Below are 23,352 nucleotides of genomic sequence, written 5' to 3'. Positions count from 1 at the left end.
CGAACCACCTCCACCTCGACTCTAACAGGCAATATGACTTTTGCCCATTAGAGTCGTGGCGGGTCAGGCAACCGGAGGTCAGATCAGGTAGCGGTCTTGTGGACCGACGATGCGGAGCCAGCGGGCGCCGTAGGACTCGAGCTGCAGCGACAGCGTGCCGTCCGCGGCCAGGTCAGTGGACTCGTCACGCAACAGATCGACGGCGCGCAGTCCGACGCCCGAACCGGCGACGGCGAGCTTCACCTCGGTCGCCTCGGCCGCGAAGTTGTGAGCAGCGACGACGGCGCCGCCCTCGTACTCCGATCGGTGCGCGAAGACGGCCGGGGCGTTGTGCTCGAGAATCGTGCACTCTCCCCACGACAGCTCCGGGCACTCCCGATAACGCCGGATGAGCAGTTTCATCCAGTTGAGCAGGGAGTCCGGGTCGCGGCGCTGGGCGGCCACATTGACGTGCTCGGGACCGAACTCACCTTCGGTGACCGGCGCCCTGAGCTGAGACGGGTCAGCCGTCGAGAAGCCGCCGTTCGGGCCGGAGGTCCACTGCATCGGCGTACGGACGGCGCCCCGGCCCTCGATGGCGAGGTTCTCGCCCATTCCGATCTCCTCGCCGTAGAACAGCACCGGCGTACCGGGCAGGGAGAACAGCAGGCTGTAGACCATCTTCAGCCGCGCCTGGTCGTTGCCCAGCATCGGCGGCAGGCGCCGGCGCAGGCCGCGACCGTAGAGCTGCATGTCCTTTTCCGGTCCGAACGCGTCGAACACCTCCTGGCGCTCGTCGTCGGACAGCTTGTCCAGCGTCAGCTCGTCGTGGTTGCGGACGAACGTCGCCCACTGACCCTCCTCGGCGGCCGGCGGGCGTTGCCGCAGCGCCCTCACCAACTCGGCCGGATCATTGCGCGCCAGGGACAGGTAGAGCCGCTGCATGCCGATGAAGTCGAAGCACATCGTCAGCTCGTCGCCGTCCTCGTCACCGAAGAAGCGGCGCGTCTCGGAGTACGGCAGATTGACCTCGCCGAGCAGCATCGACCGCCCGTAGCGACGGTCCAGGAACGCGCGCAGATCGCGCAGGTAGTCGTGCGGATCCGGCAGGTTGCCGGCGTCCTCGGCGCCGGACGTGTCGAGCAGGAACGGTACGGCGTCCACGCGGAAACCGGACAGCCCGAGCTGCGACCAGAAGCCGATCACCCGCTCGATCTCCTCGCGCACCTCGGCGTTCGCGATGTCGAGATCCGGCTGGTACTTGTAGAAACGGTGCAGGTAGTACTGGCCCGCTTCCTCGTCGTACTGCCACAGGCTTGTCTCCTTGTCCGGGAAGACGATGCCCTCGTGCTGGTTCGCCGGCGGCTCGTCCTGCCAGACGTACCAATCGCGGTACGGCGATTGCCGCGAGGCGCGGGCGCTCTGGAACCAGGGGTGCGCGTTCGAGGTGTGGTTGACGACCAGGTCCGCGATCACCCGGATCCCGCGATCCTGAGCCAGGGTGATGAGCTCGACGAGATCACCGTGCGTACCCAGTTGCGGATCGACACCGTAGAAGTCGGTGATGTCGTAGCCGTCGTCGCGGTCCGGACTCGGATAGAACGGCATCAGCCACACACACGTCACCCCCAGATCGGCCAGATGATCGATCCGCTGGGCGACCCCAGGTAGATCCCCCGATCCGTCACCGTTGGTGTCGAAGAAGGTCTCGACATCGAGGCAGTAGACCACTGCGTTCTTCCACCACACATCCGCCGTCTCAGTCAGTCGCATACCTTCCCCGTGCCCATCGCGTAACGTCTGGCGGCCTCGGCGACACAGAGAGGCATGACGACCGAACGGACACCGTTGTTCTGCGACGCCGACCTGGCACAGCGGATCGAGCGAGCCGAAACCGAACTCATCGGAGCCACCGCGCTCGCCGCCCACCGTCGCCTCGACGACGGCCGGGGGTTCGTGATCCCGCTGGCAGGCGGACTCGCGAGCTTCGCCGACGACGACTCGCCGTTCAACAAGGTTGTCGGGATCGGCTTCGACGGCGTACCGGCCGACGACGCACTGGACGAGATCGAGCACGCGTACGCCGCCGTGGGCGCACCCGTGCAGGTCGAGCTACCGCATCTCGCCGACCCCGAGATCGGGATCGTCCTCAGCCGGCGTGGATACCGGCTGGAGTCGTTCGAGAACGTGCTCGGGATCGCCATCGCCGACAAGTACGACGTCACGCTGCCCGACGGAATCGAGATCCGCCCGAGCGGTGACGACGAGCTCGACCTCTGGCTGAACCTGATGGCCGACGCGGTCGCCGTACCGGACACCCAGGGCGTTGCGTGGCGCGAGGAGTTCCCCCGCGACACCTACATCGAGGCCGAACGCGACGCCGCGGCAGCCGACATCACGCGCTACATCGCCGTACTGAACGGTGAAATCGCCGGCGGGGCCGGACTCCGGACAACCGAGGGTGTCGCCCAGTTCGCCGGCGCCGCCACACTCCCCGCCCATCGACGCCGAGGCATCCAGTCCGCTCTCCTCTTCACCCGCCTGTCCGACGCCGCCGCCGCAGGCTGCGACGTCGGTGTCATCACCACCCAACCGGCATCGAAGTCCCAGCAGAACGCCCAACGCAGCGGCTTCGACCTCCTCTACACCCGGGCCGTCCTGGTGAAGCCTGTTTGATGAGGTAGCGGCGCTGGTACTGGTGGCCCATGAACAGGCCCAGGATCGTCATCGTGGGTGCCGGGTTCGCCGGCTTCCACGCCGCACGCCGACTGCGGAAAATCGCCAGGAACCGCGCCGAGATCGTCCTGGTGAACCCCACCGACTACTTCCTCTACGTCCCGCTCCTGCCGGAGGTGGCGACCGGGATCATCGAACCTCGCCGAGTGACCGTGGCGCTCGCCGACGCTCTGCCCGGCGTACGGCTGATCCTCGGTGAGGTCGACGGTCTCGACCTCGACACCCGGACAGTGCGGTACGCCGAACCGTCCGGCGGGCGCGGCGAGTTGTCGTACGACCGGCTGCTCATCGCGGCCGGCAGCGTCAACAAGCTCCTGCCGATTCCGGGAATCGCCGAGTGTGCACACGGTTTCCGCGGGATCCCCGAAGCGATCTTCCTCCGCGACCACCTCACCGAACAGCTCGAGCTTGCCGACGCGACCGACGACCAGACGGTCCGCGACACCCTGTGCACTTTCGTGGTCGTCGGAGCCGGATACACCGGCACAGAAGTCGCCGCCCACGGCGTCCTCTATACGGAACTGCTGCGGAAGCGCCATCCCAGGCTCCGTGATCAGCACATCCGGTGGCTGCTCCTCGACGTCGCCGACCGGGTCCTGCCGGAACTCGACGAACGCCTTTCGCGCACGGCCGACAAAGTACTGCGGGAGCGCGGCGTCGAGGTCCGGATGGGCCTCTCGGTCGAGGAGGCCACGCGCGACGGCGTACGACTCACCGACAAGACCTTCGTCCCGACACAGTCACTGATCTGGTGTGTCGGAGTGCGGCCCGATCCGCTGGTGGAAGGGCTGGGCCTGAAGACCGACAAGGGCCGCCTGGTCGTCGACGAATACCTCCGGGTGCCCGGTCGTCCGGAGGTCTTCGCCTGCGGCGACGCGGCCGCCGTACCGGATCTCACCCGGCCCGGCGAAGTGACGCCGATGACGGCACAGCATGCCGAGCGTCAAGGCAAACGGGCTGCCGCCAACATCGCGGCGAGCTTCGGAACCGGCACCCAGCAGCCCTACCGGCATGAGGACCTGGGCTTCCTCGTCGATCTCGGCGGCACCCAAGCAGCCGCCGATCCACTCCACGTGCCATTGGCCGGCCTGCCCGCGAAGGTCGTCACCCGCGGTTACCACCTGCTGTCGATGCCCGGGAACCGCGTCCGCACGGCCACCGACTGGTTGTTCGACGCCGTCCTGGGGCGCCAGACGACGCAACTCGGCGTTATCCCGGCCGACGACGTACCCCTTGAAACAGCAGCACCGGAACGGCTGCACCGCTAACTCGGCAAACCGGCGAGGGGTGCGGGCCTTGGCCCACACCCCTCGACTCCCGGCTGCAACCGGTCGACCTCGGTGCTGCTGGTCTGAACACAGAGGCCGCGGCGCCGGGTGACTCGGGGGCATCAACCCGGCACCATGCCTTTTCGGTACCCACCGAGGACAGTCGCAATCAAACAGCTGAGCCGGTCGCCTACCGTGCCAGGCGGTTGTGCTCCAAGTCACCCCACACCTGGACGATCCTGCCGTCCGCCACGCAGTACATCGCCAGTTCCTGCAGGCTGGCGGTCCGGCCGGCGGAGGTGGTGTAGGTGTCGATCAGGTGTGCGCTGAGCCAGTCACCGTCAATCAGAAGATGCTGCAGCTCCCAGTGGAAGTCCGGATACTCCTGTACGACGCTTTGCAGGCCTCCGGCGTATCGCTGCAGATCATGCGGGACACCATTCACCTCGACCGATCCGTCGACGAACTCGCCCAACTCGTCGAACCGATGCTCGTTACACCGCCGCAGATAACTGCGGTAGAACTCGTCCAGTTCTCCACGCTTCATGACACGGTCAGCCGAGCGCCTTCAGGAGGGCTTGCGAGAAGGCCGGCAGGTCGTCCGGGTTCCGGCTGGTGATCAGGTTGTCATCGGTTGCGACTTCCTGGTCCACCCAGTCGGCGCCGGCATTGCGCAGGTCGGTCTGCAGGCTGGGCCAGGACGTCAGCGTCCGTCCACGAACGACGCCGGCCTCGATCAACGTCCACGGTGCATGGCAGATCGCGGCCACCGGCTTGCCGGAGGCAACGAAATCCTTGACGAAGGCAACCGCCTTGGCGTCGGTCCGCAACGCGTCCGGATTCGCGACCCCGCCCGGCAGGACCAATGCGGCGAACTCGTCCACCGAGGCGTCTGCGACGACCTCGTCGACGGGCAGCTTCTCGGCCGCGGTCAGGTGGTTGAACGTCTGTACCTCGCCACTGTCCGGACTCACCAGCACAGGTTCATGGCCGGCCTCCTCGACCGCCTTCCACGGCTCGGTCAATTCGACCCGCTCGATGCCTTCAGCGGCCACCAGAAATGCAATCCTGCCCATCGATTCCTCCTCAGGTTCACGCGATTCGAGTGATGACTTCTGGTCGGTACCCGGGACGACTCGGGCGCATGCGGACTGAGCCCTGGGGTGCATCGGCATGGGAGATTCGGCGCGATGGTTGGGATCGCGCGACGAGGTACCGTGGAGATACGTGCCGGGAGCCACGTTCCACCGAGCCAGTCGCGGCCTCTTCCACCGCGTGGAGGCGACGTGGTGTTCGACGACTTCGACGAGTTCACGATCGAGACAGCCGGCGGCCGTGTTTTCGGGGTGCGTGCTGGAACCGGCCCGGCGGTGCTGTTACTACACGGGATGCCGCAAACACATCTGATGTGGCGATCCGTCGCGCCGCGCCTGGCCGGCGAGTTCACCGTGGTAGCCACGGACCTCCGCGGCTACGGCGCATCCGGTTTTCCCGGCGCTGAGGGCGCTGAGGCGGGGCTCCACGACCACTCGATGCGGAGCCTTGCCGTCGACCAGGTTTCGGCCATGCGCGAACAGGGGTTCGCGGAGTTCAGCGTGGTCGGGCACGACCGCGGGGCACGCTGCGCCTTCCGTATGGCGCTGGACCACCCGGACACGATCAACGCGCTGGCCGTTATGGACGTCATCCCCACCGCGGACGCCTATGCCCGAGCCGATCGCAACTTCGCCCTCGGGTATTGGGTCTGGTCGTTCCTGGCAGCGCCGAGACCTGTCCCTGAACGACTTATCGCAGGCGACCCCGATGCCTTCGTGGACCACCTCCTGGACACGTGGTCCGACATCCCCAACGCCTTCGATCCCAAGGTCCGGCAGAGCTACCGCGAACAGTTCCACGAGCCCAGCCGCGTGCACGCAATCTGCGAGCAGTACCGCGCCGCGGCCACCGACGACATCGAGCACGACGAACATGACCGAGGTCGTCGGCTCAGCATGCCGGTCCTCGTCCTGTGGAGCTCGACCGGCGCCGTCGACTCCTGGTACGACCCGTTGGAGATCTGGCGATCCTGGGCCACCGACGTCAGCGGAGCCGCCGTCCAGGCCGGCCACTTCATTCCCGAAGAAGCTCCCGACGTCACTGTGGAATCGCTGACACGATTCTTGCGAACCGCGACAGCCAGCCCCCGGACGCAACGGCGTCCCTGAGCCACCCGCGGTCAGGTCGTGGTTTCTCCTGGAGAGTTGCGGCGGGTGAGGTCGTCGTCGCGGATCTGGGCGGTGGTCCGCTCGAGGGCGACCACCTGGTCGGCGAGCTCCGGACGATTCGCTCGCAGCCGGGCGTGGACTGAGTCATCGAGACTCGTCAGCGGGTCGACGAGGTCGGCGACGTCGTCACCGGCAAGTGCGGCACGGAGACGATCCAGCCCGGACTCGTTCGCGGTCCGCGACGACGAGACGGCCGAGGAACGGGCCTTGGAGCGATTACCGCGTGCGGACCGTCCGGTGGCTGTCGAGTCGAGAGCGGTCAGCTGGCCGGCGAGTTGCCGGAGCTCGGCCGCGTGTCCCCGGGCCCAGTCCGCGACCGCTCGGTCGGCCGAGCGCTGATTGCGCGTGGCCTCGACGCGCAACTCCCGGGTGGAGCCGGGAGCGTCGACGGCGTGCGGATTCAGCCGCAGGTAACGGCGTTCGGCCGCCTGCCTGCTCGCCAGCCCGAGCGCCGGTGCGATCTGTGCCCAGGTCACCCCACGCTCTCTCGCGGCGGTGATCAACGCCGGCTCCCATCGGTCGAGGTAGGCGCGGATCTCGTGCAGTTTCGCGAGGGCAGCCAGCAGGCGGTCCTGCCCGGACTCGTCCAGCTCGGACGTGTAGAGGTCGTAGAGATCCCCGAATCCTCGCAGCGCGCCGGTCCGTCCGAGCGGCACCTCGTCGTTGCTCTGATGCATCGCGATCCAACATCCCCTTCATGTCGCCAATCCGTTGACGATGCTGCTTGTCATCGAATGGATGACATGCTATATCAGAGGTGCGTGTTGACACCACAGTTGATGTCCAACAGGAGGTGTGAAGCGATGTTGATGCGCACTGACCCGTTCCGGGAGCTGGACCGGCTCACCCAGCAATTACTGGGTTCACCCGGTACGCCGGGGACCTGGTCGCGGCCGACCCCGATGCCGCTGGACGCGTACCGCGTCGGCGATGAGTACGTCGTAGCTTTCGATCTGCCCGGCGTGGCCACGGAGGCGATCGAGCTCGATGTCGAGCGCAACGTGCTCACCGTGAAGGCCGAACGGCGGCCGCCGGACGTGGGCGGCGACAACGTCGAGATGCAGGTCGCCGAGCGGCCGCTCGGGGTGTTCTCGCGGCAACTGTTCCTCGGCGACACTCTCGACGCCGACGGGATCAAGGCCGACTACGAGGCCGGCGTCCTGACCCTGCGGATCCCGATCGCCGAGAAGGCGAAGCCGCGCAAGATCGCGATCGGCACGGCGGATCAGCACAAACAGATCAACGCCTGACCCGCAGCTGCGCCCGGCGATACGGCAGGCTGCCGCATCGCCGGGCGCTGCACCGGCTCCGAGACTCGAGATCAGCCATGGACGACAACCGAGCAACTCCGATCACCGACGACTTGTATGCCGTCCTTGGCGTGGAGTGTGACGCCGACGACGCCCGGATCGAGCACGCCTTCCGCGTCCTTGCCCGCCGGTTGCATCCCGACACCCGACCGCCGGATGCGGATACCGAGCCGGTCGATCCTGACGTCTTCCGCCGCATCCTCGCGGCCTACGCCGTACTCCGTGATCCGCTCGCCCGCCGCAGGTACGACAACCGGCACCAACTGACTCACCTCGCAGATCCCCAGACTGCCGCGGATCTGGCCGGTACGGCGGAAGGCTTCGCGCAGCTGGCGCTGGAGCTGCACGAAGCCGAGGGTGTCGAAGGGACCATCCGCGCCGTGGTCGACTTCGCGCTCAAGGTCCTGGCCTGCGACTATGCCGGCGTCGCGCTGCACACCGTCGATGGTTCCGACGAGCTGTCTCCCGTCGCCGATCCGGCTGCGCGCCCACAGCCCTGGCCGGATTGGACCGAGGAGGTCGGCGGGCTCGGTGTCCGCAGCGTGCTCGAAGTACCCCTGCGGACCAGGGCTGGAGCGGTCGGCATGCTCTGTCTCTACAGCACCGAACCGGAAGCGTTCGGACCGCCCGAGGAGGCCATCGCGCACATCCTGGCCCGGCACGCGTCGATAGCGCTCGCCAGCGCGCAGCGCGAACATGACCTGTGGGAGCAGGCCGACGGGCGACGTCTGGTCGGCCAAGCGGTCGGCATCCTGATGGAACGCAACAGTCTCGACGCCGACCAGGCTCTGTCTGTGCTCAACCGCTATGCGCAGGAGACGAACGCGGAGCCGGGCGACGTCGCACGGCGACTGATCGACAGCAGCCGGCCGCCGGCTCGCCCGTGCCCCCACCCGTAACACGACTACCACCGGCGATGGTGGGCACTGGTCGGGTATGGGGCGTACTACATATGCAGAAGTGACAAGGCGGGCGCCGCAACTCAGGTATGTCAGAACGTTGAATTGTGGCGCGGATCGCCTGTGGGACCTCATCACCAAACCGGAACTGCTGAGCGGGTGGCTCGGAGCGACGCTCCTGAGCAGCACGCAGTACGGCGGTTTCCTGGTGACGACCGGTCCGCAGACACAGCAGACCGGCATCGTGACGACCTGCGAGCCGCCGCACTATTTCCAGGCGGCCTTCGACGACCCGCCACATCGCCCGGCCACGGTCCTGGTGGACGTCGTGCCGGCCCGGCGCGGTTCCCACCTGATCCTGACCCAGGGCGGCATCCACCACAGCCGGCTCGACTACTACGACACGTTCTGGAGAACCGCCCTCGACCGCCTCGAGCAGGCGGTCGACGGACGGACTCCAGTCACGCCGGTCCCCCGCCGGCCCGAGTCCGCAGGATGACTACGGGCGCGCGGCGGAGGGCCGGATCAGGTGAAGATGCTGACGCCACCAGGGCCGACGAGCAGTCCGATCACGATCAGGGCGATGCCCCAGATCAGCTGGCCGCGGAACAGCGAGAAGATCCCGGCGATCACGAGGATCGCCGCGATGATCCACAGAATGAGACTCATGGTCACTCCCAAATCTCTGGCCGGTGTCCCGGCAGACCGAATCCCCGTTCTGACCTGGCCCGGTGCCCGCCGGGAAACCCGCTCAAACTGTCTTGCGGCAGCTGACTCAGCTCAGGTGTGATGGTGCTGATCGCGCGACTGCTCGTCGTTCGAGTCCGGGGAGAGATCGATGCGGCGGGTGCGCTGCAGGTAGAACGTGCCCGCGCCGACGATCACGGCGACGACCACGACCGCGATCACCACCAGCCATGCGCCTTGGTAGTCGTGGGGGCTGGCATCTCTCGCACCAGAGGGTTGCGGAGACGGCGACGCGGCCGAGCCGAGCGTCACCGCCGCTACCGTCAGCAGGCGAATCGCTGTGCTCATCATGATTTTTCTGGTTCCCGGGCCGATTGACGCCAAACAACCGCGGCACCGCACCGGTATTACCTCGGTAGCCGGCGGGTGTCGATGAGTTGCTGGGCGACGTCGCGGAGTTTCGTGTTGGTGTCCTGGGAGTAGCGTTTCAGGATCGCGAAGGCGCGGTCGCCGTCGACGCCGTACCGCTCCATCAGGATGCCCATCGCCTGCCCGACCAGCTTGCGGGCGTCGACCGCGCGGGCCAGCGTCGCCTCCTTGCGTGCGGTCGCCACCGCCACGGAAGCGTGCCGCGCCAAGATGTGCGCTATGGCCTCGTCATCGGCATCGAATGCATCCGGCGCCGCGCTGTACAGCCCCAGGACGCCGACCGTGCCGCTCGCGGTGGTCAGAGGTACGTCGAGAACGCTCCGCACCCCCAACGACAGCACCTTCGCCGACCAGTCCGGCCACCGGTCGTCCGATTCGGTGTCACGCACGAGGATCGTGGTGTGATCCCGCATGCTCGCAGTCAACGGACCTGCCTGGTCGGCCATCTGCCACCGATAGATCTCCCCCACCACGGGGTCCGTCACCGCGGGAACCTCCGGCCCGGCGCGAGTGGCCAGCGCGACACCGGCGTACGAACAGTTCAACGCCTGCAGCGCGAATTCGACCACGGCCTGGACCGTCTCCTCGACACCAGCGGAGGCATGCAGCTCCACCGCGAGCCGCGCAAACCTGTCGGCGGTCCCGTCCCGATCCGGGCCGGGCGCCGGGAGTGCCTCTGCTGGGTCACCGAGTTCCATGCGCCTTAATCTGCCCTGAAACAATCTGCCCTGAAACCCTGCTGCCGCCAAAAACGCGCAGTTCGTACACCGCCACGGTCCCTGGTATCCAAGCGCCAACCCTGCTGTCCGCGTTCTCAGGTAGATTGAGATTGGCTCGTCTGGGCACTCTGGACGTTGTTTGCCATCGTTCGGAGACGAGGCGTGACCGGGTTCTTCACGGAGATCAACGGCCATTGGGTGGCTGACGCGCAGCGGGTGATGACCACAGGGCTCGTCCCCGCGGGCTGGATCTGTGTCCGGTGCGGTGCTCATTTCGCGGACCGGCACGACCCGTACCGAACCCGATGCCCGGCCACCAACCGGCCGCACGGTCACGAGTTGTTCACCGATCCGCGCGACGGACTGCTCTACTGCCGGAGATGTCCCCTGATCGCCTACGACCTGGCCGACGTGGCCACCGAACCCCTGTGCCCGATGCCTCTGCACTGATTCAGGGATCCGGGCGACATCACTCCATCGACCCGAGAATGCGATCGAGCGTCCGGCGCCCCATCCTGCTCATCGACGGATTGGTCTCGGCGTAGTACCAGACAACGCCCATCGCCTGTTCGAACGCCCACGCCTTGCCGCGCTCCCACTCGAGCTCGTCACAGGCCAGCGCCCACCGGAGTACTTCGCGCGGACCTGACTGCAACAGGTGCCAGGCACTGACGAGGTCCAGCGCGGGGTCGGCCGGCCCGAAGCCTCCGGTGTCGAGTACGCCGCTGAGCCGGTCCCCCACGACCAGTACGTTGCCGGGAATCAGGTCACCATGGCTCATCACGTCGGCACCCGTGCGCGCCAGCTCCCGAAACTGGCTCCACAAGTGGCGTAGCCGAGGTACGTCGAGCAGCCCCGCACTCTGCTCGAAGCACTTCGCCATCCATTCGTCGTGCTGAGCGAGCACACCGCCACGGTTGTCACCGCTGAACAGCCGCCCCCGCGTGTCGGCGTTCCGCAGGTCCGCGATGAACGCCGCGAGGTCCTCGGCAAAGGCGTCCGACCCGCTCGGGTCGGCGTCAGAGGCGACCGTTCCCGGCAACCAGGTCTGGACGGACCACGGCATGGGATACCCCGCTCCAGGTTTTCCCAACGCGACGGGTTCCGGGACCGGAAACCGAGACACCTGCGCCAGCTCCGCGCTCGCCTCAGCTTCCCGCTCCAGAACCGCCAGCGCCTCGTCGGCATCGACCAGCCGCAGTGGAAAACGCGCGGAGAGCCCGTCCCCGATCCGGAAGATCGCGTTGACCGTCCCAGTCGACGCCACCCGTCGGATCGCCTCACCCCTCCACTCCGGAAACTGCTCCCGAACCAAGGCCGCAACGATCCCAGTGGTCACCTCGACCTGATCATCGTGCATGTCCACTCCGGCGACCCTTTCGCTCCAACAACCTCAACCGAGACGACAGCCAGTATTCACAGGACAGCACTCAGATCAACCGAGATTCACCCCGCCTGCGGGCGTTACTGCAGTTCGGCAGACGTCTGGTGCCTTCGATGCCGCGCGGTTCCAGCTACCAGAATTCCGAGTACGGCGGCCGTTAGTGGCACCGCGAGGCCGGTGCGGAATGCGTTCGTGGTGAGTTCGCCGGACGCGGCCAGAACTGCGGCCACTACCGCCAGGCCGAGGGCGGAGCCGAATTGGAACGATGTCGTCAGTACGCCGCTCGCCAGCCCTTGCTCGTCCTCGGCTACCCGCTCGGTGGCCGCGATCGTCAACGGCCCGTAGGTGAGGGCGAACGCCAGCCCGAGCAGCAGGAACGCCGGCAGCATCGCCGCGAAACTCTGCCCCAGCGGCAAGAACGCGGTGTAGGCGAGAGCCGCGAGCACGAATCCGCCGAGCACCACCCGCCCGTTGCCGAACCGATTCACCAGCCATGGCGTGAGTGTCGGGGCGAGCACTGCGTCGATACCGATCACCATCAACGCAAGGCCGGTCTCCACCTCGGACCAGCCGCGCAGTTCCTGCAAGTACAGCACCGCGATGAACTGGAATCCGACGAATGACCCGACCAGCAGAATCGCACCGAGATTCGCCCGCACGAGCGCGGTGTTCCGCAACAGCCCGAGCCTGATCAACGGCGTGGATACCCGCTGCTCGATCACCGCGAAAGCTGCCAGCAGTACGAGGCCGATCGCCGCGGTCGCCGTCGTCTGCGTCGGCGGTACGTCGGGCGCGCGGACGACTGTTGCCACCAGCAACAACATCGATCCGGTCAGCGTGAGCGCACCGGCCAGGTCGAAGCCACCGCGCTCCTTTACTGCGTTGTCCCGCGGGATCAGCGCGATCGCCCCGACCAGGATCACTGCCGAGACGATCACCGGCGCGAAGAAGACCCAGCGCCAGTCGATCGCGCTGAGCAGCCCGCCGGTGACCATCCCCAACGAGAACCCACCGGCCGCGGTTCCGGCGTACACCAGGAGGGCCTTGTTGCGCTGCGGACCTTCGGCGTACGTCGTGGTGATGATCGACAAGCCGGCCGGGGTCATGAAGGCGGCCGCGATACCGGTGACGAAGCGGGCCAGGATCAGCACCCAACCTTCGGTGGCGAACCCGCCGAGGCCGCTGAACAGCAGGAATACGACCAGCCACGTGACGAACATCCTGCGCCGGCCGAGTAGGTCCGCAGCCCGCCCGCCGAGGAGCACGAAGCCGCCGTAGCTGAGCGCGTATGCGCTGACGATCCACTGCAGTTCGCCGGTGGCCAGCCCGAGCTCGGCCCGGATCGACGGCAGGGCGACGCCCATCATCGAGACATCGATGCCTTCGAGGAAGATCGCGCCGCAGAGGACGAACAGCACGGCCCAGGCGCGGCCGGTCAGCCGCTGCGGGGTGACGGTTGATGACACAGGAACTCCCTTTCATGGTTACCTCTTGTAACTGACCCCATCATCTGGAACCATCGGGAGTTGTGGAAGAAGGCACTTCAAAGGAACCGAGTCACTCCTGCTGCACCGAGGACGCGTTCCAGTGGGACACGCGGGAGGACTGCGACGTCCGGCAGATCCTCGATCGGATCGGCGACAAATGGTCGCTGTTGGTGATCGCGCTGCTGGACAACCGGTGCATGCGGTTCACCGAGCTGAAGAAGACCATCGACGGCATCAGCCAGCGCATGCTCACCGTCACGCTTCGCCAACTGGAACGCGACGGACTGGTCAGCCGCACCGTGCATCCCGTCGTGCCACCACGTGTCGACTACGAACTCACTCCCCTCGGCGTCACCCTGCACGCGACGATCCAGTCCCTCGTCACCTGGACGGAAACCCATCAAGCAGAAATCGCCACAGCCCGAGCCCGCTACGACACACTCGACGCGTCCTGAGATATGTGTGGCGACGACTAGATGGGTGTCGACAGGTACTGCGGTATCCGGTACGCCCGCCCCTCAGATGCCGACGGCATGGCCGAGGTGACGTGTGCCGCGTTCGCCGAGTTCGAGGACTTCGACGTCACCCGTGAGCAATCCGCCGCCAACTGGCGCCGGGATCTTCTCGGCGAGGCGACTGAACGGCCTCGGCCACACCACACCTTCGTCTCCGAACTACCGGACGCAACGATCATCGGTCTGATCATGGGCGGCCCTGCGGCCCAGGAGCTCGGCCACGACGCCGAGATCTACATCCTCGCAGTCCATCCGGACCACCAGGGCCGCGGCGACGGTCGCGCCCTGCTGCGTACGGCGGCAACCGGTCTGTCCGCCGACGGATTCGGCTCGCTGGCGATCCGGGTCCTGGCCCTCAACGACAAGGCCCGCCGCTTCTACACCTCCCTCGGCGGAGTCCTCGCGGGTGAGGTGACACCCGACGAGGTCTTCTACTCCTGGCCAAACATCGCAACGCTCCTTTAAATCCAGCTCCTCACCGCTCAGCGTTGCGGGTAGGCCGCGTCGACCTCCACCTCGACGAGCCAGCCGGAGACCGGGAGGTTCTCGATCTCCAGTGCGAAGCGGGACGGTCGCGACTTGTTGATCACGAACGGCTTGGCGGGTGGCGCCGTGCCGAGCGGGACCGGGACGTAGGCGCCGGTGGTGAGATCCGTGTTCGCGAAGTACTGCCGGTACGCGCGGTTCCAGCCGGCGAAGTCGGCCGTCGCGGCACCGGCGGGGTTCTGCAGGAAGACCCGCATCGTGTAGACGTCGGCGTAGGACAGTCCAACAGCCGCGAGATTCTCCCCGATACGCCGGAGCACGTTGATGCCCTGCGCCTCGGTGATCGTCACCCCCGCCGGCAACGCCCCGCCGGGAAAGATCGCGGCGTCGATGTACGACGCCTCGGATCCGGCCGGAGCGCCGGCGTTGAGAGCCGACGGCCCGATCCCGCTCGTCTTGTAGACCGGCGTGTTCGCCCCGATGCCTACGCCGGTCGCGATCATCGGGTTCGCCTGACCGGCAGGCAACGCCGGTACGACGGTCCCGGGCTTCGGCGGCCTGGGCTTGTCCCACCATCCAGCTGCAGCGCCGGCACCCGCCGTGAACGACACCACCAGGGCCACAGCCCCAACGAGCAGGCGCGTTCTCATCGGCTCGCCACCACCCGGTCGTGCAGCGCGGTCACCGTCGCCCGCGCCGACGTGATCGCGCCGTGCTGCCAGGCGATGACGTGGGACAAATGGTCCCCCGCGAAGTAAATGTTGCCGGTGGCATCGAGCAGCCGGGCGTAGATCCCGTCGGTCTGGGACGGCCAGCTGACCCAGGACGCCTCGGAGTACTTGGTGCCCAGCCAGTTCACCGAGAACGCCGCCTTCACGTCCTTGGTGTACACGTCACCGTGCATCTTGGCGCCTTGCATCAGCGCGCGCTCCAGTCGCGCCGCCGGCGTCAGAGCGCCGTACGCGTTCGCGTTCGCGCCGGTGTTGTAGTAGCCGATCACGGTCCCGCGCTCGCCGTGGAAGTTGTACGACGGGTACCAGGTGTTGACCGTGTCGAGACTGCTGTTGGTGATGCCGCCGTAGATCTTGTGGTCTTCCTCCCACCAGCGCCGGCCGTACTCGATGCCGATCTTGCCGGCGTTCGTCGGCCGTGCGTACTTGAGGGCCTCGATGATCGGCGCGGGCAGGTTGGACGGGACCTTCGCGGCCAGGTGCGGCGGCAGGGTGCAGATCGCGTAGTCCGCGGTGATCATCCGGGTCCGCGTCCCGTCCTTGTACGTGACCTCGACGCCGGAACCGGTGTTCTTCAACCCGGTCACCTCAGCGCCGTACCGGATCTTGTCCTTGCCGATCGCGCGCTCGAACGCGTACGGGATCCGGTCCATGCCGCCGACCGGCTGGAACATCATCATCGCCTGGTCCCAGCCGAACTCGAACGAGAAGTAGTTCCCGACGCCGCTGGCGAACACGTCGCTCAGCGCGTACGGCGGGGCCGTCGTACCGCCCTCCAACCCGGCGCCCGGCTCGACCGTGTAACCGCGGCGACCGTCGGTCCCGGTGTAGGCGAAACCGGCCGCCTTGTTCCCGATCGAGCCGAAGCTGCCGAGGAATCCGATCAGCGCCTCTTTGTCGGCCGCCGTCAGCCGCCCGTCGAGCGCCCCCTGGTCGGTGGCAGTGGCGAGCAACTCGGCGACGTAGCCGTAGACGTCCGCCTTGGCGGTGCGATGCCGGATCGCCTTGTTCGACAGGGCTGTTGAGCCCTCGCGGTACAGGTACGCGTCGGCGTTCTGGTTGACGAACGGCTCGATCGCGACGCCGAGCTCGCGGCAGTACTCGAGCGTCACGTGGTGCTGCGGCAGCCGCGCCGGCCCCGCGTTCATGTACTGACCGGGCGAGAACGTCGCGCGCTGGGTGTTGCCGGCCAGATCGGTCTCCACGGTTCCGCCCCGGACGGTCCAGTTGCGGCCGCCGGGACGATTGCGCGCCTCGATCAGGGTGACCTTGTAACCCGCCTTCAGGAGCTCGTACGCCGAAGTCAGCCCCGCGATCCCCGCGCCGAGGACGACGACGTGCTTGGCGCCGCGGCCGGTCAGGTCGGCCCGCGTCGGAGCGGCGTACGCGGGAGTCTCGGCGACACTCGTGAGGCCGAGCGCCGACATCGTAGAGTACAGAACCCCCGCCCCACCGGTGATCCCGACCTGCTGCAGGAACTGACGTCTGGTCTGCGCCATACCTTCTCCTCACTGGGCAACTCACTGGGCATTTGAGTTTGCTGACCAGAAAGCTAAGGAGACGGTGTTGTCACAGCATGTCAGGAGCGTAACGAGTTAACGCTCGTACCAACAGGTATGTTTCCACTTAACGAACATGTCAGACCCGGCTCCCCGCCGCGCGGCGCCGACCCCTGCGTCGGCTAGTGGCCGGCTAGTTTGGCTACGGCTGGGGCGAGGGTGTCGGCGAAGTTGGCGCCGATGACGAAGTACGAGAAGCCGATCTCTTCGCGGCGGCGTTGGATTTCTTCGGCGGCTGCTGCGGGGTCGCTCGGGAGGATGATGAGCGAGTCGGCCGCGCGAAGGGCCGCGGTGTCGAGGTTGGGAGCCGCCATGAACGGAGCGGCACCGTCGCCGACGGCGGCGACGTGCTGGGCCAGCTCGATGTCGCGGCGGCCGGCGAACTCGCGTACCCGCTTCGTGGTTTCGGCCCGATCGTCGTCCGCGGGGAGTACGAATGTGACAGCGTCGGCGACTTCCAGCGCCAGGGCTTCCGACTTCGGTCCGCTCACCGCCATGACGACCGGCGTGTGCAGCTCGGGGCCGTCGAACTCACGCAGGGCGGCCACGGTCTCGCGCATCCTGGCGCGACGCTCAGCCAGGGAGACGGCAGGGAGTCCCAGTTCTACCTCTATCCCGGGTCGGCCGGCGCCGATGCCCATCTCGAAGCGGCCCTCGGTGAGCACTGAGAGCGAGTGGGCCTCCCACGCCGTACCCCGTGATTCGCGCAGTGCGGCGGCATAGACCCACGAGCCGACTCGCAGGTCGGCGAGCGCGGCCGCGGTTGCCAGCGTGGGGGCAAGTGCTGGTTGCCATGTAGGCACGTCGGGCATCAGCAACGTCGAGTACCCGCTGTCGGCGATACGGCGTACGCGGTCTCGCCACGTCGGCAGGTCAGAAAGGATCGGCGCGACGACCCCGAATCGGAATGGTCTGGTTGCTCGCCCGGCCTGGTCGTTCATCGTGGTTCTCCTTCGAGTCTGTTAGGTCCGCTTGCTGTCTCCACGAACCCGCCACCCCCAATCCGACAACCCGGTTGGAGTTCAGTCGCCAGCCAGCCGAGGACCCGCATGGCCGGCAAGGCACAGCCATCGATCAGACTCACGCACCCAGGTCTGCGTCATAGGCATCCTGAAGGTCTCGGGCTGACCAGTGCCGACGTCCACCCGATCGGTGACGACGCACCTCAGGACAGCCGTGTCACCTACTACGCGTACGTCGGGATCGTGCAGCACCTGCCCGTACCACTTGTTCGAGCCGCCCCGGTTCGAGTCGAGATAGGACTCGAGATCGAACCAGTCACCCTTGTGCGACACCCAGCAGAAGCTGGGATGCAGAAGCTCTCGGAGGCTGTGCTCATCATGACTTGCCATCGCCTCGGCACGGCCGACCGCCGCAGCAAGAACATCATCCGCGTCCGTCACAGACCGCATCTAAACGCGCCGCAAGCACCCGGTCAACGACGCCCCGCCGCTAGAACTATTCCTGCGCTCCGGGCGCGGCCGAGTCAGCGCAGGGCCTGCTGGAATCGGTTGCCGAGTTGCTCGAGGCGGTCGACCGGTTCGTTTGCGAAGACGAGCCTGAGGAAGTGCTGTCCGCTCGGGCCCCAGCCGTCCATGGGTGTGGCCGCGACCTGCGCCCGATGGAAGAGCGCGTGGCTCAGCTCGGACGGACTGAGGCCGAGTGGTCTGGTGTCCAGAAGCATCGACCATCCGCCTTGCGGACGAATGACTGGGTATGAGGCCAGTTGGGTCAGCACTGTGTCGCTACGGCGTCGCCATTCGGCGGTTGCGGCCGCAACGTCGGCATCCGCGTCGACAGCGTTGAGGGCAGCTGCGACGGCATTCTGGGCCAGCCCGACCTGGCAGACGACATTCGTCATCCCGACCAGCCGGATGTCCCCGATGATGTCGGCGGGCCCGACGACCCAGCCAACGCGCCAGCCGATCAGACGCAACTCCTTCGAAGCTGAGCCGACCGTGATGGTCCGCGGTGCCAGAGCCTCATGCGTGGCGGGATGGCTGGGCCCGAGACCGTCGAAACGCAGCCGCTCCATGGCGGCGTCGTAGATCAACCAGGCGTCGTACCGCTCGCAAGCAGCCGCAAGAGCGGACCAGTGACTGTCGTCCAACACCAGGCCAGTAGGCATGGCCGGGCCCATCATCAAAACGGCCGCCGTCTGCGGTCCGACCGCGTCGGCAAGTCGCTCGGGATCCACCGTCCAGCCGTTCTCCGTCACCTCTGCCGGGACAAAGCGGGGTACGCCGCCAACCAGGCGTACGCGGTTCACCAAACCGGCGTAAATCGGATCACACAACACGACCTCCTGGCCGGGCTCTACGGTGGCGAGCAAGGTGTTGAGGATCCCGTTCAGCCCGCCGGCGACGCTGACGCACTCGGTCGAAGGGTCGTAGGTACGTCGTGCGATCCGTCCGACGTGCGCCGCAGCGGCTGTGCGGAGCGAGCGATGGCCCTGGAATGGCAGATAACTGTTGGCCGCATCGTCGTCGATCGCGGCCCGGGTGGCGGCCAGCGCAACCTCTGGGGGCCGGATGTCGGTGTCGAGATTCTCCAGGCGCAGGAACGATGGATCGCCGGTGGCGTCGGCTGAGTCACCCACTACGTCGACCCCGATCCCAGGGATCTCCCGAAGCCTGCTCACCGTCATGGCACTCCCCCATCGCGTTCTGTCTACTGGTACATCGATAGCAGTATCCTGATACACATGAACTCGACGCAAGTGGTAGGTGAGGCCGTGCACCGATTGCGTACCGAAGCGGGGATTTCCTTGGCCACGTTGGCGCAAGCCTGCGGTGTCAGCAAGACGACGCTGCACGGCATCGAGCAGGGTCGAGGCAATCCGACGTTGAGTACGTTGTGGTCCCTCGCCACTGCGCTGCAGGTTCCGCTCGGTGAACTCCTGGAAGCGCCGGCCCACGGTCCAGAAGTCGTCCGCGCCGACGACCACCAGCGACCGCGCGTCGAGGGCGACGCAGTCAGCGCTCGCCTGCTCCACCGAGTGAAACTGCGCGGAACTGTCGAGGTGTACGACATCGAAGTGTCACCGACACGGCAGGAGTCGGCTCCGCACCTTCCTGGGGTGCAGGAGTGCCTGGTGCTCACCAGCGGGCGGATCAGCGTGGGACCAGCCGATGCGCCTCCGGAGCTGTCCGAGGGCGATTCCATCCTCTTCGACGCCTCACACACGCACGTCTACCAAGGGCACGACCAGGACAATCACGCCGTACTGCTGATGTTCCACGCCGAGGGATGATTGACCGGACCAGCGGGTTCAGGACTTTCGGGTACGTCGCGGTGACAGGAATCTGTCGCTGCCGTCGAGCAGTGCGAGTGTGGCGCGGGCGGCGGACGTTGCGGCGCGGCCGGCGGCTCGGGATCCGGTGCCGAAGCGACCGTCGAGGAGCAGCATCGCGTGCCCATGAGCGATCGCCTCGACGGCAGCGGCAACGGCCTCAGCCATGACGCGGTCACCAGTCGGGGTGAGAGCCTTCACCGAGTCCAGGAACGCTTCTTCGATCGGCCGTTCGGCCGCAGCGATCTCAGGATGACGGGCCTTGTCCAGCGCCCCGAACTCTGCCGAGAACAGAAGCTGGAACAGCTCTTTGTGAGATGCCGCGAACTGGACGTACCCGCGCGCGGTCGTCGCAAGCCGATCCGCCGGGGCGGCCGAGCGCGCGAGTCTCGGTTCCAGTTCGTCGCGGAAGATCTCGAGGGCGTGGACGCACACTGCAGCGAGTAGCTCGGCGCGATCGGCGAAGTGCGCGTACGGCGCGCTGACGGCGACTCCGAGCCGACGACTCGCCTCGGCCAGCGAGTAGCCTCCAGCGCCGCGCTCGGAGATCACCTCGATTGCGTCGGCGATCAGTGCTGCTCTGAGGTTCCCATGGTGGTACGAGTCCCTCTGCAGGCGACTGTCCCCGCCATCAGCCGGAGGTGATCCGGTCGACACACGTCCGCGGGACCGCGGGGCTTTCATCTGTTCACCGGGAACGAGTACTCGACATCTGTCAGCTGCTCCGAGAGTCTCCACAGTCGGGACGCTGCATCGCGGTCGTAGGAGTCCGGACTTGTCTGCACCCGGACGGGCGAACCGACGTACTGAAACCATCCATCAGGCCCGTAACACTCGCCACCTCGCGCGTCGATGTCGGTGGCAGCGCGGAGCTGAGGCAAGGCACCTCTGCGAGCGCCTTGGACGAGCCAGAAGGTGAACGGTCGCAGAGCTGGCCCGATAAGCACTCGTTCCAGTCTCGAGCTCGTCGCCCACAGCGCGGTGCGAGCGTTGCCAGGATGCGCGGCCAGCGAGGCCGTCCCGGCTCCGGAGGCCTGCAGACGGTGGTGCAACTCGTAGGCAAACAGGAGGTTTGCCAGCTTCGATCGGTCGTACGCCGAACCGGGCTCATACGCTTCGTTCGGATCGAGGTCGAGGCGTCCACGCCGGTGGGCGTTGCTGGTGACCGTGACAACCCGCGATCCCGGCGTACGCAACAGGTGCGGCAGCAACAGTCCGGTGAGGGCGAAATGTCCGAGATGGTTGACGCCGAACGTGAGCTCGAAGCCGTCTTCGGTGAGCTGGAACGGCACCTGCATGACACCGGCGTTGTTGATGAGCAGATCCAGGCGCGGACAAGTCAAACGGATCGTCTCGGCAGCCTTGCGGACCGACGCCAGGGACGCCAGGTCGACTTCGACGACGCGCGTTTTGGCACCGCTCATCGTTCTGGCCGCGGCCTCCCCCTTGGCGCTGTCACGGCACGCGAGCACCACCGTGGCGCCATGCGCAGCCAGCACCCTGGCCGTCTCGAGCCCAAGGCCGGCACTCGAGCCGGTCACCACAGCAGTCCGTCCAGAGAGGTCTGGTACGTCGACCGCCGCCCACTTCGCCATGATCTGAGCGTAACTCAGAATCTGAGTCCCTTTAAGTTCCAGGCTCGATTGAGCGTCTGCCAGGAGCAGAAGCAGTAGAAGGCGCCAGACGCATCCACCAAGCTGTATCCGTGGACATCAATGGGCTCAGCGACAGCAGTTTGCACGAGGCCGAGACTCGCTTCCAGCAAGCGTTACTGGCCAACGACATCGCTGCGCTTGACCGAATGCTCCACGCCGACGTTCGCTTCACCGGCCCGGACGGTTCGACCATCGACAAGGCCGCCGACATGGCCTCCCACCGGTCCCAGGCCTTCACCCTCACCGCGGTTGACGAGCTGCACCGCGAGGTACAGATCATCGACGGAGTCGGCATAACCCGCGCGACGCTGCATCTTGTCGGCGCGGCTGGTGAGCACGAACTCGACATGGTTCTCGCCTACACACGGACCTGGCTCCCATCGGAGGACGGCTGGCGGATTATCGCTGCCCACGGCGGCATCGGCGCTGCGATCGACACGGCGTGACAGCTCAGTGGACGATGTCCACGCCGTTATGCTGTCGGCATGGACGAGGCGGCGACAGAGCAAACACCACGGCGACAGCGTCGGCGCGGCGACGTTCGCGCGGGACTCGTCGCGGCTGGGGTTGAGCTCGCGCGGGCTGGTGGCCCCGACGCCGTCGTACTGCGGGAAGCCACCCGGATCGTCGGCGTCGTACCCAACGCCGCCTACCGACACTTCGTCGATCGCGACGAACTACTCGCCGCGGTCTGCGCCTCGGCGATGCAAGAACTCGCTGATCGCATGGCCGCCGGCATCGCGCGTGTCCGCGGCAAACGCGGCAACCCCGCCGCGGCCCAGCGACGACTGGGCGCGATCGGAACCGCCTACCTGCGGTTCGCCCAAGAGGAACCCGGCCTGTTCGCCACCGCGTTCGCGTTACCACAGCAGCACACGTACGCCGCCCGTGACGAACCGGACCGCAGCCCACTCGGACTGCTCCGCGACGCCCTCGACGAACTTGTCGAAGCCGGCGCCCTGGACCCACAACGACGCGTCGGCATCGAATACCCCATCTGGGCACTCGTCCACGGCACCGCCGTCCTCACCGGACAAGGCCCACTCCGCGACATCCCCGCCACCCAACTCCGCCGCATCGAGTCCCTCAATCTCAACTTCGTGGGCGACAGCCTCACCTGACCCACCCCAGACCAACGGGTGATGGCGCTGGTCGTGGGGCTCGGACCAGTGTGACCAGGCAGGTGATGTTCAAGGCGATCATCAGCGGCACATTGGCTGTCGTCACGATTGCCAGCGGGAGTTCGTTGATCGGGGCAATGGAGGGCGTGATGCCGGGCAGCCCGAATCCGATCACGGCCCCAATGGTCAAGCCGGTGGCCAGGTCGATCAGGCCGTACACGTTGAACCAGATCGCTGCACGACGGCCGGTACCCTGCGCCAGCTTGCGGGCGACGAGCACCGCGGTAATACCCGCGCCGATGTCGCCCAGCCCAGCGGGCAAGGCGAAGAGCGCCGGCAGGTGGCCGAGTGCCATGTAGATCAGAAAGAACACGCCGACAACGCGCAACGTGTGCGGCAGCACGAGTCGGGTCGCCGTACCCGGCGCACTCAGGATCCGCTTCACAACTGGAAGGCGGCTGAGGGCCAGCAGCGTGCCGAGGTACGCAGCGACAGCGATCGGCAGCCACGGGACCTGATCGGATCGCGTGTCGTACCACCCGTGACCCGCGATGATCGCTGTGACGACGAACCAGCCGCCGAACAGGACCGCGGCGGCGCCCGTGACCAGCGCCGCCCGTGTCCTCCCGAGCCCCGCTCTCCCTGCCCCGCGGTAAAGCCCGACGCACGTCCATGCCGCGATCGCGACCGGTCCGGCGATGGTGATCGTCCATAGATACGCGGGTGGGTCATACACGACATCCTCCGTTGGCAGATTGGGGGTACCGGCGGTGCAATTGGCCAAGTGGACAGCGTCCACTAATTAGTGTATTGGTCCAGGTGGACACTGTC

The 23,352-nt window shown here is 66.8% G+C and carries 29 protein-coding genes and 1 pseudogene; 13 read left to right on the top strand and 17 right to left on the bottom strand.

The window, feature by feature from the left end; all coding sequences use genetic code 11:
* Positions 1-78: 78 nt before the first annotated feature.
* Positions 79-1,752: an alpha-amylase family protein gene (locus AB0J62_RS22565; RefSeq protein ID WP_363874262.1), complete on the bottom strand. Its 1,674-nt coding sequence runs from the start codon at positions 1,750-1,752 to the stop codon at positions 79-81.
* A 54-nt stretch (positions 1,753-1,806) separates the two neighbouring features.
* Between AB0J62_RS22565 and AB0J62_RS22560 the strand changes: the two genes are divergently transcribed.
* Positions 1,807-2,655, top strand: coding sequence for a GNAT family N-acetyltransferase (locus AB0J62_RS22560; RefSeq protein ID WP_363874259.1), 849 nt, complete (start codon positions 1,807-1,809; stop codon positions 2,653-2,655).
* A gap of 29 nt (positions 2,656-2,684) precedes the next feature.
* A complete protein-coding gene (locus AB0J62_RS22555) occupies positions 2,685-3,983 on the top strand; it encodes an NAD(P)/FAD-dependent oxidoreductase (protein WP_363874256.1) in 1,299 nt (432 codons plus the stop codon).
* A gap of 190 nt (positions 3,984-4,173) precedes the next feature.
* Here AB0J62_RS22555 and AB0J62_RS22550 read toward each other — a convergent pair whose 3' ends face one another.
* Positions 4,174-4,530: an ester cyclase gene (locus AB0J62_RS22550; RefSeq protein ID WP_363874253.1), complete on the bottom strand. Its 357-nt coding sequence runs from the start codon at positions 4,528-4,530 to the stop codon at positions 4,174-4,176.
* 7 nt (positions 4,531-4,537) lie between these two features.
* Positions 4,538-5,059, bottom strand: coding sequence for a type 1 glutamine amidotransferase domain-containing protein (locus tag AB0J62_RS22545; protein ID WP_363874250.1), 522 nt, complete (start codon positions 5,057-5,059; stop codon positions 4,538-4,540).
* A 210-nt stretch (positions 5,060-5,269) separates the two neighbouring features.
* On the opposite strand from AB0J62_RS22545, the gene AB0J62_RS22540 reads away from it, so the two are divergent.
* Positions 5,270-6,187, top strand: a complete 918-nt coding sequence (locus AB0J62_RS22540; RefSeq protein WP_363874247.1) for an alpha/beta hydrolase — start codon at positions 5,270-5,272, stop codon at positions 6,185-6,187.
* An 11-nt stretch (positions 6,188-6,198) separates the two neighbouring features.
* Here AB0J62_RS22540 and AB0J62_RS22535 read toward each other — a convergent pair whose 3' ends face one another.
* Positions 6,199-6,924, bottom strand: a complete 726-nt coding sequence (locus AB0J62_RS22535; protein ID WP_363874244.1) for a hypothetical protein — start codon at positions 6,922-6,924, stop codon at positions 6,199-6,201.
* A 126-nt stretch (positions 6,925-7,050) separates the two neighbouring features.
* Between AB0J62_RS22535 and AB0J62_RS22530 the strand changes: the two genes are divergently transcribed.
* From AB0J62_RS22530 to AB0J62_RS22520, 3 genes are all read left to right on the top strand, one after another.
* Positions 7,051-7,497 (top strand): Hsp20/alpha crystallin family protein, encoded by a 447-nt coding sequence (locus tag AB0J62_RS22530; protein WP_363874241.1) that lies wholly within the window; start codon positions 7,051-7,053, stop codon positions 7,495-7,497.
* Positions 7,498-7,574: 77 nt separating this feature from the next.
* Entirely contained in the window at positions 7,575-8,456 is an 882-nt protein-coding gene (locus tag AB0J62_RS22525; protein ID WP_363874238.1) for an ANTAR domain-containing protein, read from the top strand.
* A gap of 61 nt (positions 8,457-8,517) precedes the next feature.
* Positions 8,518-8,955 carry an SRPBCC domain-containing protein gene (locus tag AB0J62_RS22520; RefSeq protein WP_363874235.1) on the top strand — a complete coding sequence of 146 codons (438 nt, stop codon included), beginning with the start codon at positions 8,518-8,520 and terminating at the stop codon, positions 8,953-8,955.
* A 26-nt stretch (positions 8,956-8,981) separates the two neighbouring features.
* Here the strand turns inward: AB0J62_RS22520 and AB0J62_RS22515 are convergent, their stop codons facing one another.
* The 3 genes from AB0J62_RS22515 to AB0J62_RS22505 form a co-directional block, all read right to left on the bottom strand.
* A complete protein-coding gene (locus AB0J62_RS22515; protein WP_166679398.1) occupies positions 8,982-9,125 on the bottom strand; it encodes a GPGG-motif small membrane protein in 144 nt (47 codons plus the stop codon).
* A 111-nt stretch (positions 9,126-9,236) separates the two neighbouring features.
* Positions 9,237-9,491 carry a hypothetical protein gene (locus AB0J62_RS22510; protein ID WP_363874230.1) on the bottom strand — a complete coding sequence of 85 codons (255 nt, stop codon included), beginning with the start codon at positions 9,489-9,491 and terminating at the stop codon, positions 9,237-9,239.
* 59 nt (positions 9,492-9,550) lie between these two features.
* Positions 9,551-10,270: a GAF and ANTAR domain-containing protein gene (locus tag AB0J62_RS22505; RefSeq protein ID WP_363874227.1), complete on the bottom strand. Its 720-nt coding sequence runs from the start codon at positions 10,268-10,270 to the stop codon at positions 9,551-9,553.
* Positions 10,271-10,453: 183 nt separating this feature from the next.
* Here AB0J62_RS22505 and AB0J62_RS22500 point away from each other — a divergent pair, with 183 nt between their 5' ends.
* On the top strand, positions 10,454-10,741 hold the full coding sequence (locus AB0J62_RS22500; RefSeq protein ID WP_134103076.1) for a hypothetical protein: 288 nt from the start codon (positions 10,454-10,456) through the stop codon (positions 10,739-10,741).
* Between the two features lie 19 nt (positions 10,742-10,760).
* Here the strand turns inward: AB0J62_RS22500 and AB0J62_RS22495 are convergent, their stop codons facing one another.
* Together AB0J62_RS22495 and AB0J62_RS22490 are read right to left on the bottom strand one after the other, a co-directional pair.
* Entirely contained in the window at positions 10,761-11,651 is an 891-nt protein-coding gene (locus tag AB0J62_RS22495) for an aminoglycoside phosphotransferase family protein (protein ID WP_363874223.1), read from the bottom strand.
* 104 nt (positions 11,652-11,755) lie between these two features.
* Positions 11,756-13,141 (bottom strand): MFS transporter, encoded by a 1,386-nt coding sequence (locus tag AB0J62_RS22490; RefSeq protein WP_363874220.1) that lies wholly within the window; start codon positions 13,139-13,141, stop codon positions 11,756-11,758.
* A gap of 62 nt (positions 13,142-13,203) precedes the next feature.
* On the opposite strand from AB0J62_RS22490, the gene AB0J62_RS22485 reads away from it, so the two are divergent.
* The gene (locus AB0J62_RS22485) at positions 13,204-13,617 is read left to right on the top strand and encodes a helix-turn-helix domain-containing protein (protein ID WP_363874217.1); all 414 of its coding nucleotides are present in this window, start codon (positions 13,204-13,206) and stop codon (positions 13,615-13,617) included.
* A gap of 21 nt (positions 13,618-13,638) precedes the next feature.
* A complete protein-coding gene (locus tag AB0J62_RS22480) occupies positions 13,639-14,142 on the top strand; it encodes a GNAT family N-acetyltransferase (protein ID WP_363874214.1) in 504 nt (167 codons plus the stop codon).
* A gap of 17 nt (positions 14,143-14,159) precedes the next feature.
* On the opposite strand, the gene AB0J62_RS22475 is transcribed toward AB0J62_RS22480, so the two are convergent.
* From AB0J62_RS22475 to AB0J62_RS22455, 5 genes are all read right to left on the bottom strand, one after another.
* Positions 14,160-14,813: a Rid family hydrolase gene (locus tag AB0J62_RS22475; protein WP_363874211.1), complete on the bottom strand. Its 654-nt coding sequence runs from the start codon at positions 14,811-14,813 to the stop codon at positions 14,160-14,162.
* Positions 14,810-16,393, bottom strand: coding sequence for an FAD-dependent oxidoreductase (locus AB0J62_RS22470; protein WP_363874208.1), 1,584 nt, complete (start codon positions 16,391-16,393; stop codon positions 14,810-14,812). The genes AB0J62_RS22475 and AB0J62_RS22470 overlap by 4 nt, the downstream gene beginning before the upstream one ends.
* 182 nt (positions 16,394-16,575) lie before the next feature.
* A complete protein-coding gene (locus AB0J62_RS22465; RefSeq protein ID WP_363874204.1) occupies positions 16,576-17,394 on the bottom strand; it encodes an LLM class flavin-dependent oxidoreductase in 819 nt (272 codons plus the stop codon).
* An 81-nt stretch (positions 17,395-17,475) separates the two neighbouring features.
* Complete coding sequence (locus AB0J62_RS22460) at positions 17,476-17,856, bottom strand: nuclear transport factor 2 family protein (protein WP_363874201.1); 381 nt, start codon at positions 17,854-17,856, stop codon at positions 17,476-17,478.
* Positions 17,857-17,939: 83 nt separating this feature from the next.
* The gene (locus AB0J62_RS22455; RefSeq protein ID WP_363874198.1) at positions 17,940-19,100 is read right to left on the bottom strand and encodes a pyridoxal phosphate-dependent aminotransferase; all 1,161 of its coding nucleotides are present in this window, start codon (positions 19,098-19,100) and stop codon (positions 17,940-17,942) included.
* 57 nt (positions 19,101-19,157) lie between these two features.
* On the opposite strand from AB0J62_RS22455, the pseudogene AB0J62_RS22450 reads away from it, so the two are divergent.
* A pseudogene (locus AB0J62_RS22450) lies at positions 19,158-19,301 on the top strand (helix-turn-helix transcriptional regulator); the annotation flags it as partial.
* 150 nt (positions 19,302-19,451) lie between these two features.
* Positions 19,452-19,706 carry a hypothetical protein gene (locus AB0J62_RS22445; RefSeq protein ID WP_363874712.1) on the top strand — a complete coding sequence of 85 codons (255 nt, stop codon included), beginning with the start codon at positions 19,452-19,454 and terminating at the stop codon, positions 19,704-19,706.
* Positions 19,707-19,724: 18 nt separating this feature from the next.
* Here the strand turns inward: AB0J62_RS22445 and AB0J62_RS22440 are convergent, their stop codons facing one another.
* Together AB0J62_RS22440 and AB0J62_RS22435 are read right to left on the bottom strand one after the other, a co-directional pair.
* A complete protein-coding gene (locus AB0J62_RS22440; RefSeq protein ID WP_363874195.1) occupies positions 19,725-20,429 on the bottom strand; it encodes a TetR/AcrR family transcriptional regulator in 705 nt (234 codons plus the stop codon).
* Positions 20,426-21,340, bottom strand: coding sequence for an oxidoreductase (locus AB0J62_RS22435; protein ID WP_363874192.1), 915 nt, complete (start codon positions 21,338-21,340; stop codon positions 20,426-20,428). Before AB0J62_RS22435 ends, AB0J62_RS22440 begins: the two co-directional genes overlap by 4 nt.
* Before the next feature lie 110 nt (positions 21,341-21,450).
* On the opposite strand from AB0J62_RS22435, the gene AB0J62_RS22430 reads away from it, so the two are divergent.
* Entirely contained in the window at positions 21,451-21,846 is a 396-nt protein-coding gene (locus AB0J62_RS22430) for a nuclear transport factor 2 family protein (RefSeq protein WP_363874189.1), read from the top strand.
* Between the two features lie 39 nt (positions 21,847-21,885).
* The gene (locus tag AB0J62_RS22425) at positions 21,886-22,521 is read left to right on the top strand and encodes a WHG domain-containing protein (protein WP_363874186.1); all 636 of its coding nucleotides are present in this window, start codon (positions 21,886-21,888) and stop codon (positions 22,519-22,521) included.
* Here AB0J62_RS22425 and AB0J62_RS22420 read toward each other — a convergent pair.
* Positions 22,514-23,257 carry a hypothetical protein gene (locus tag AB0J62_RS22420; RefSeq protein ID WP_363874183.1) on the bottom strand — a complete coding sequence of 248 codons (744 nt, stop codon included), beginning with the start codon at positions 23,255-23,257 and terminating at the stop codon, positions 22,514-22,516. The genes AB0J62_RS22425 and AB0J62_RS22420 overlap by 8 nt on opposite strands.
* Between the last annotated feature and the right edge of the window lie 95 nt (positions 23,258-23,352).

Source organism: Kribbella sp. NPDC049584 (assembly GCF_040675555.1).
Lineage (GTDB): Bacteria > Actinomycetota > Actinomycetes > Propionibacteriales > Kribbellaceae > Kribbella.
This window is presented reverse-complemented; position numbering and strand designations above follow the sequence as displayed.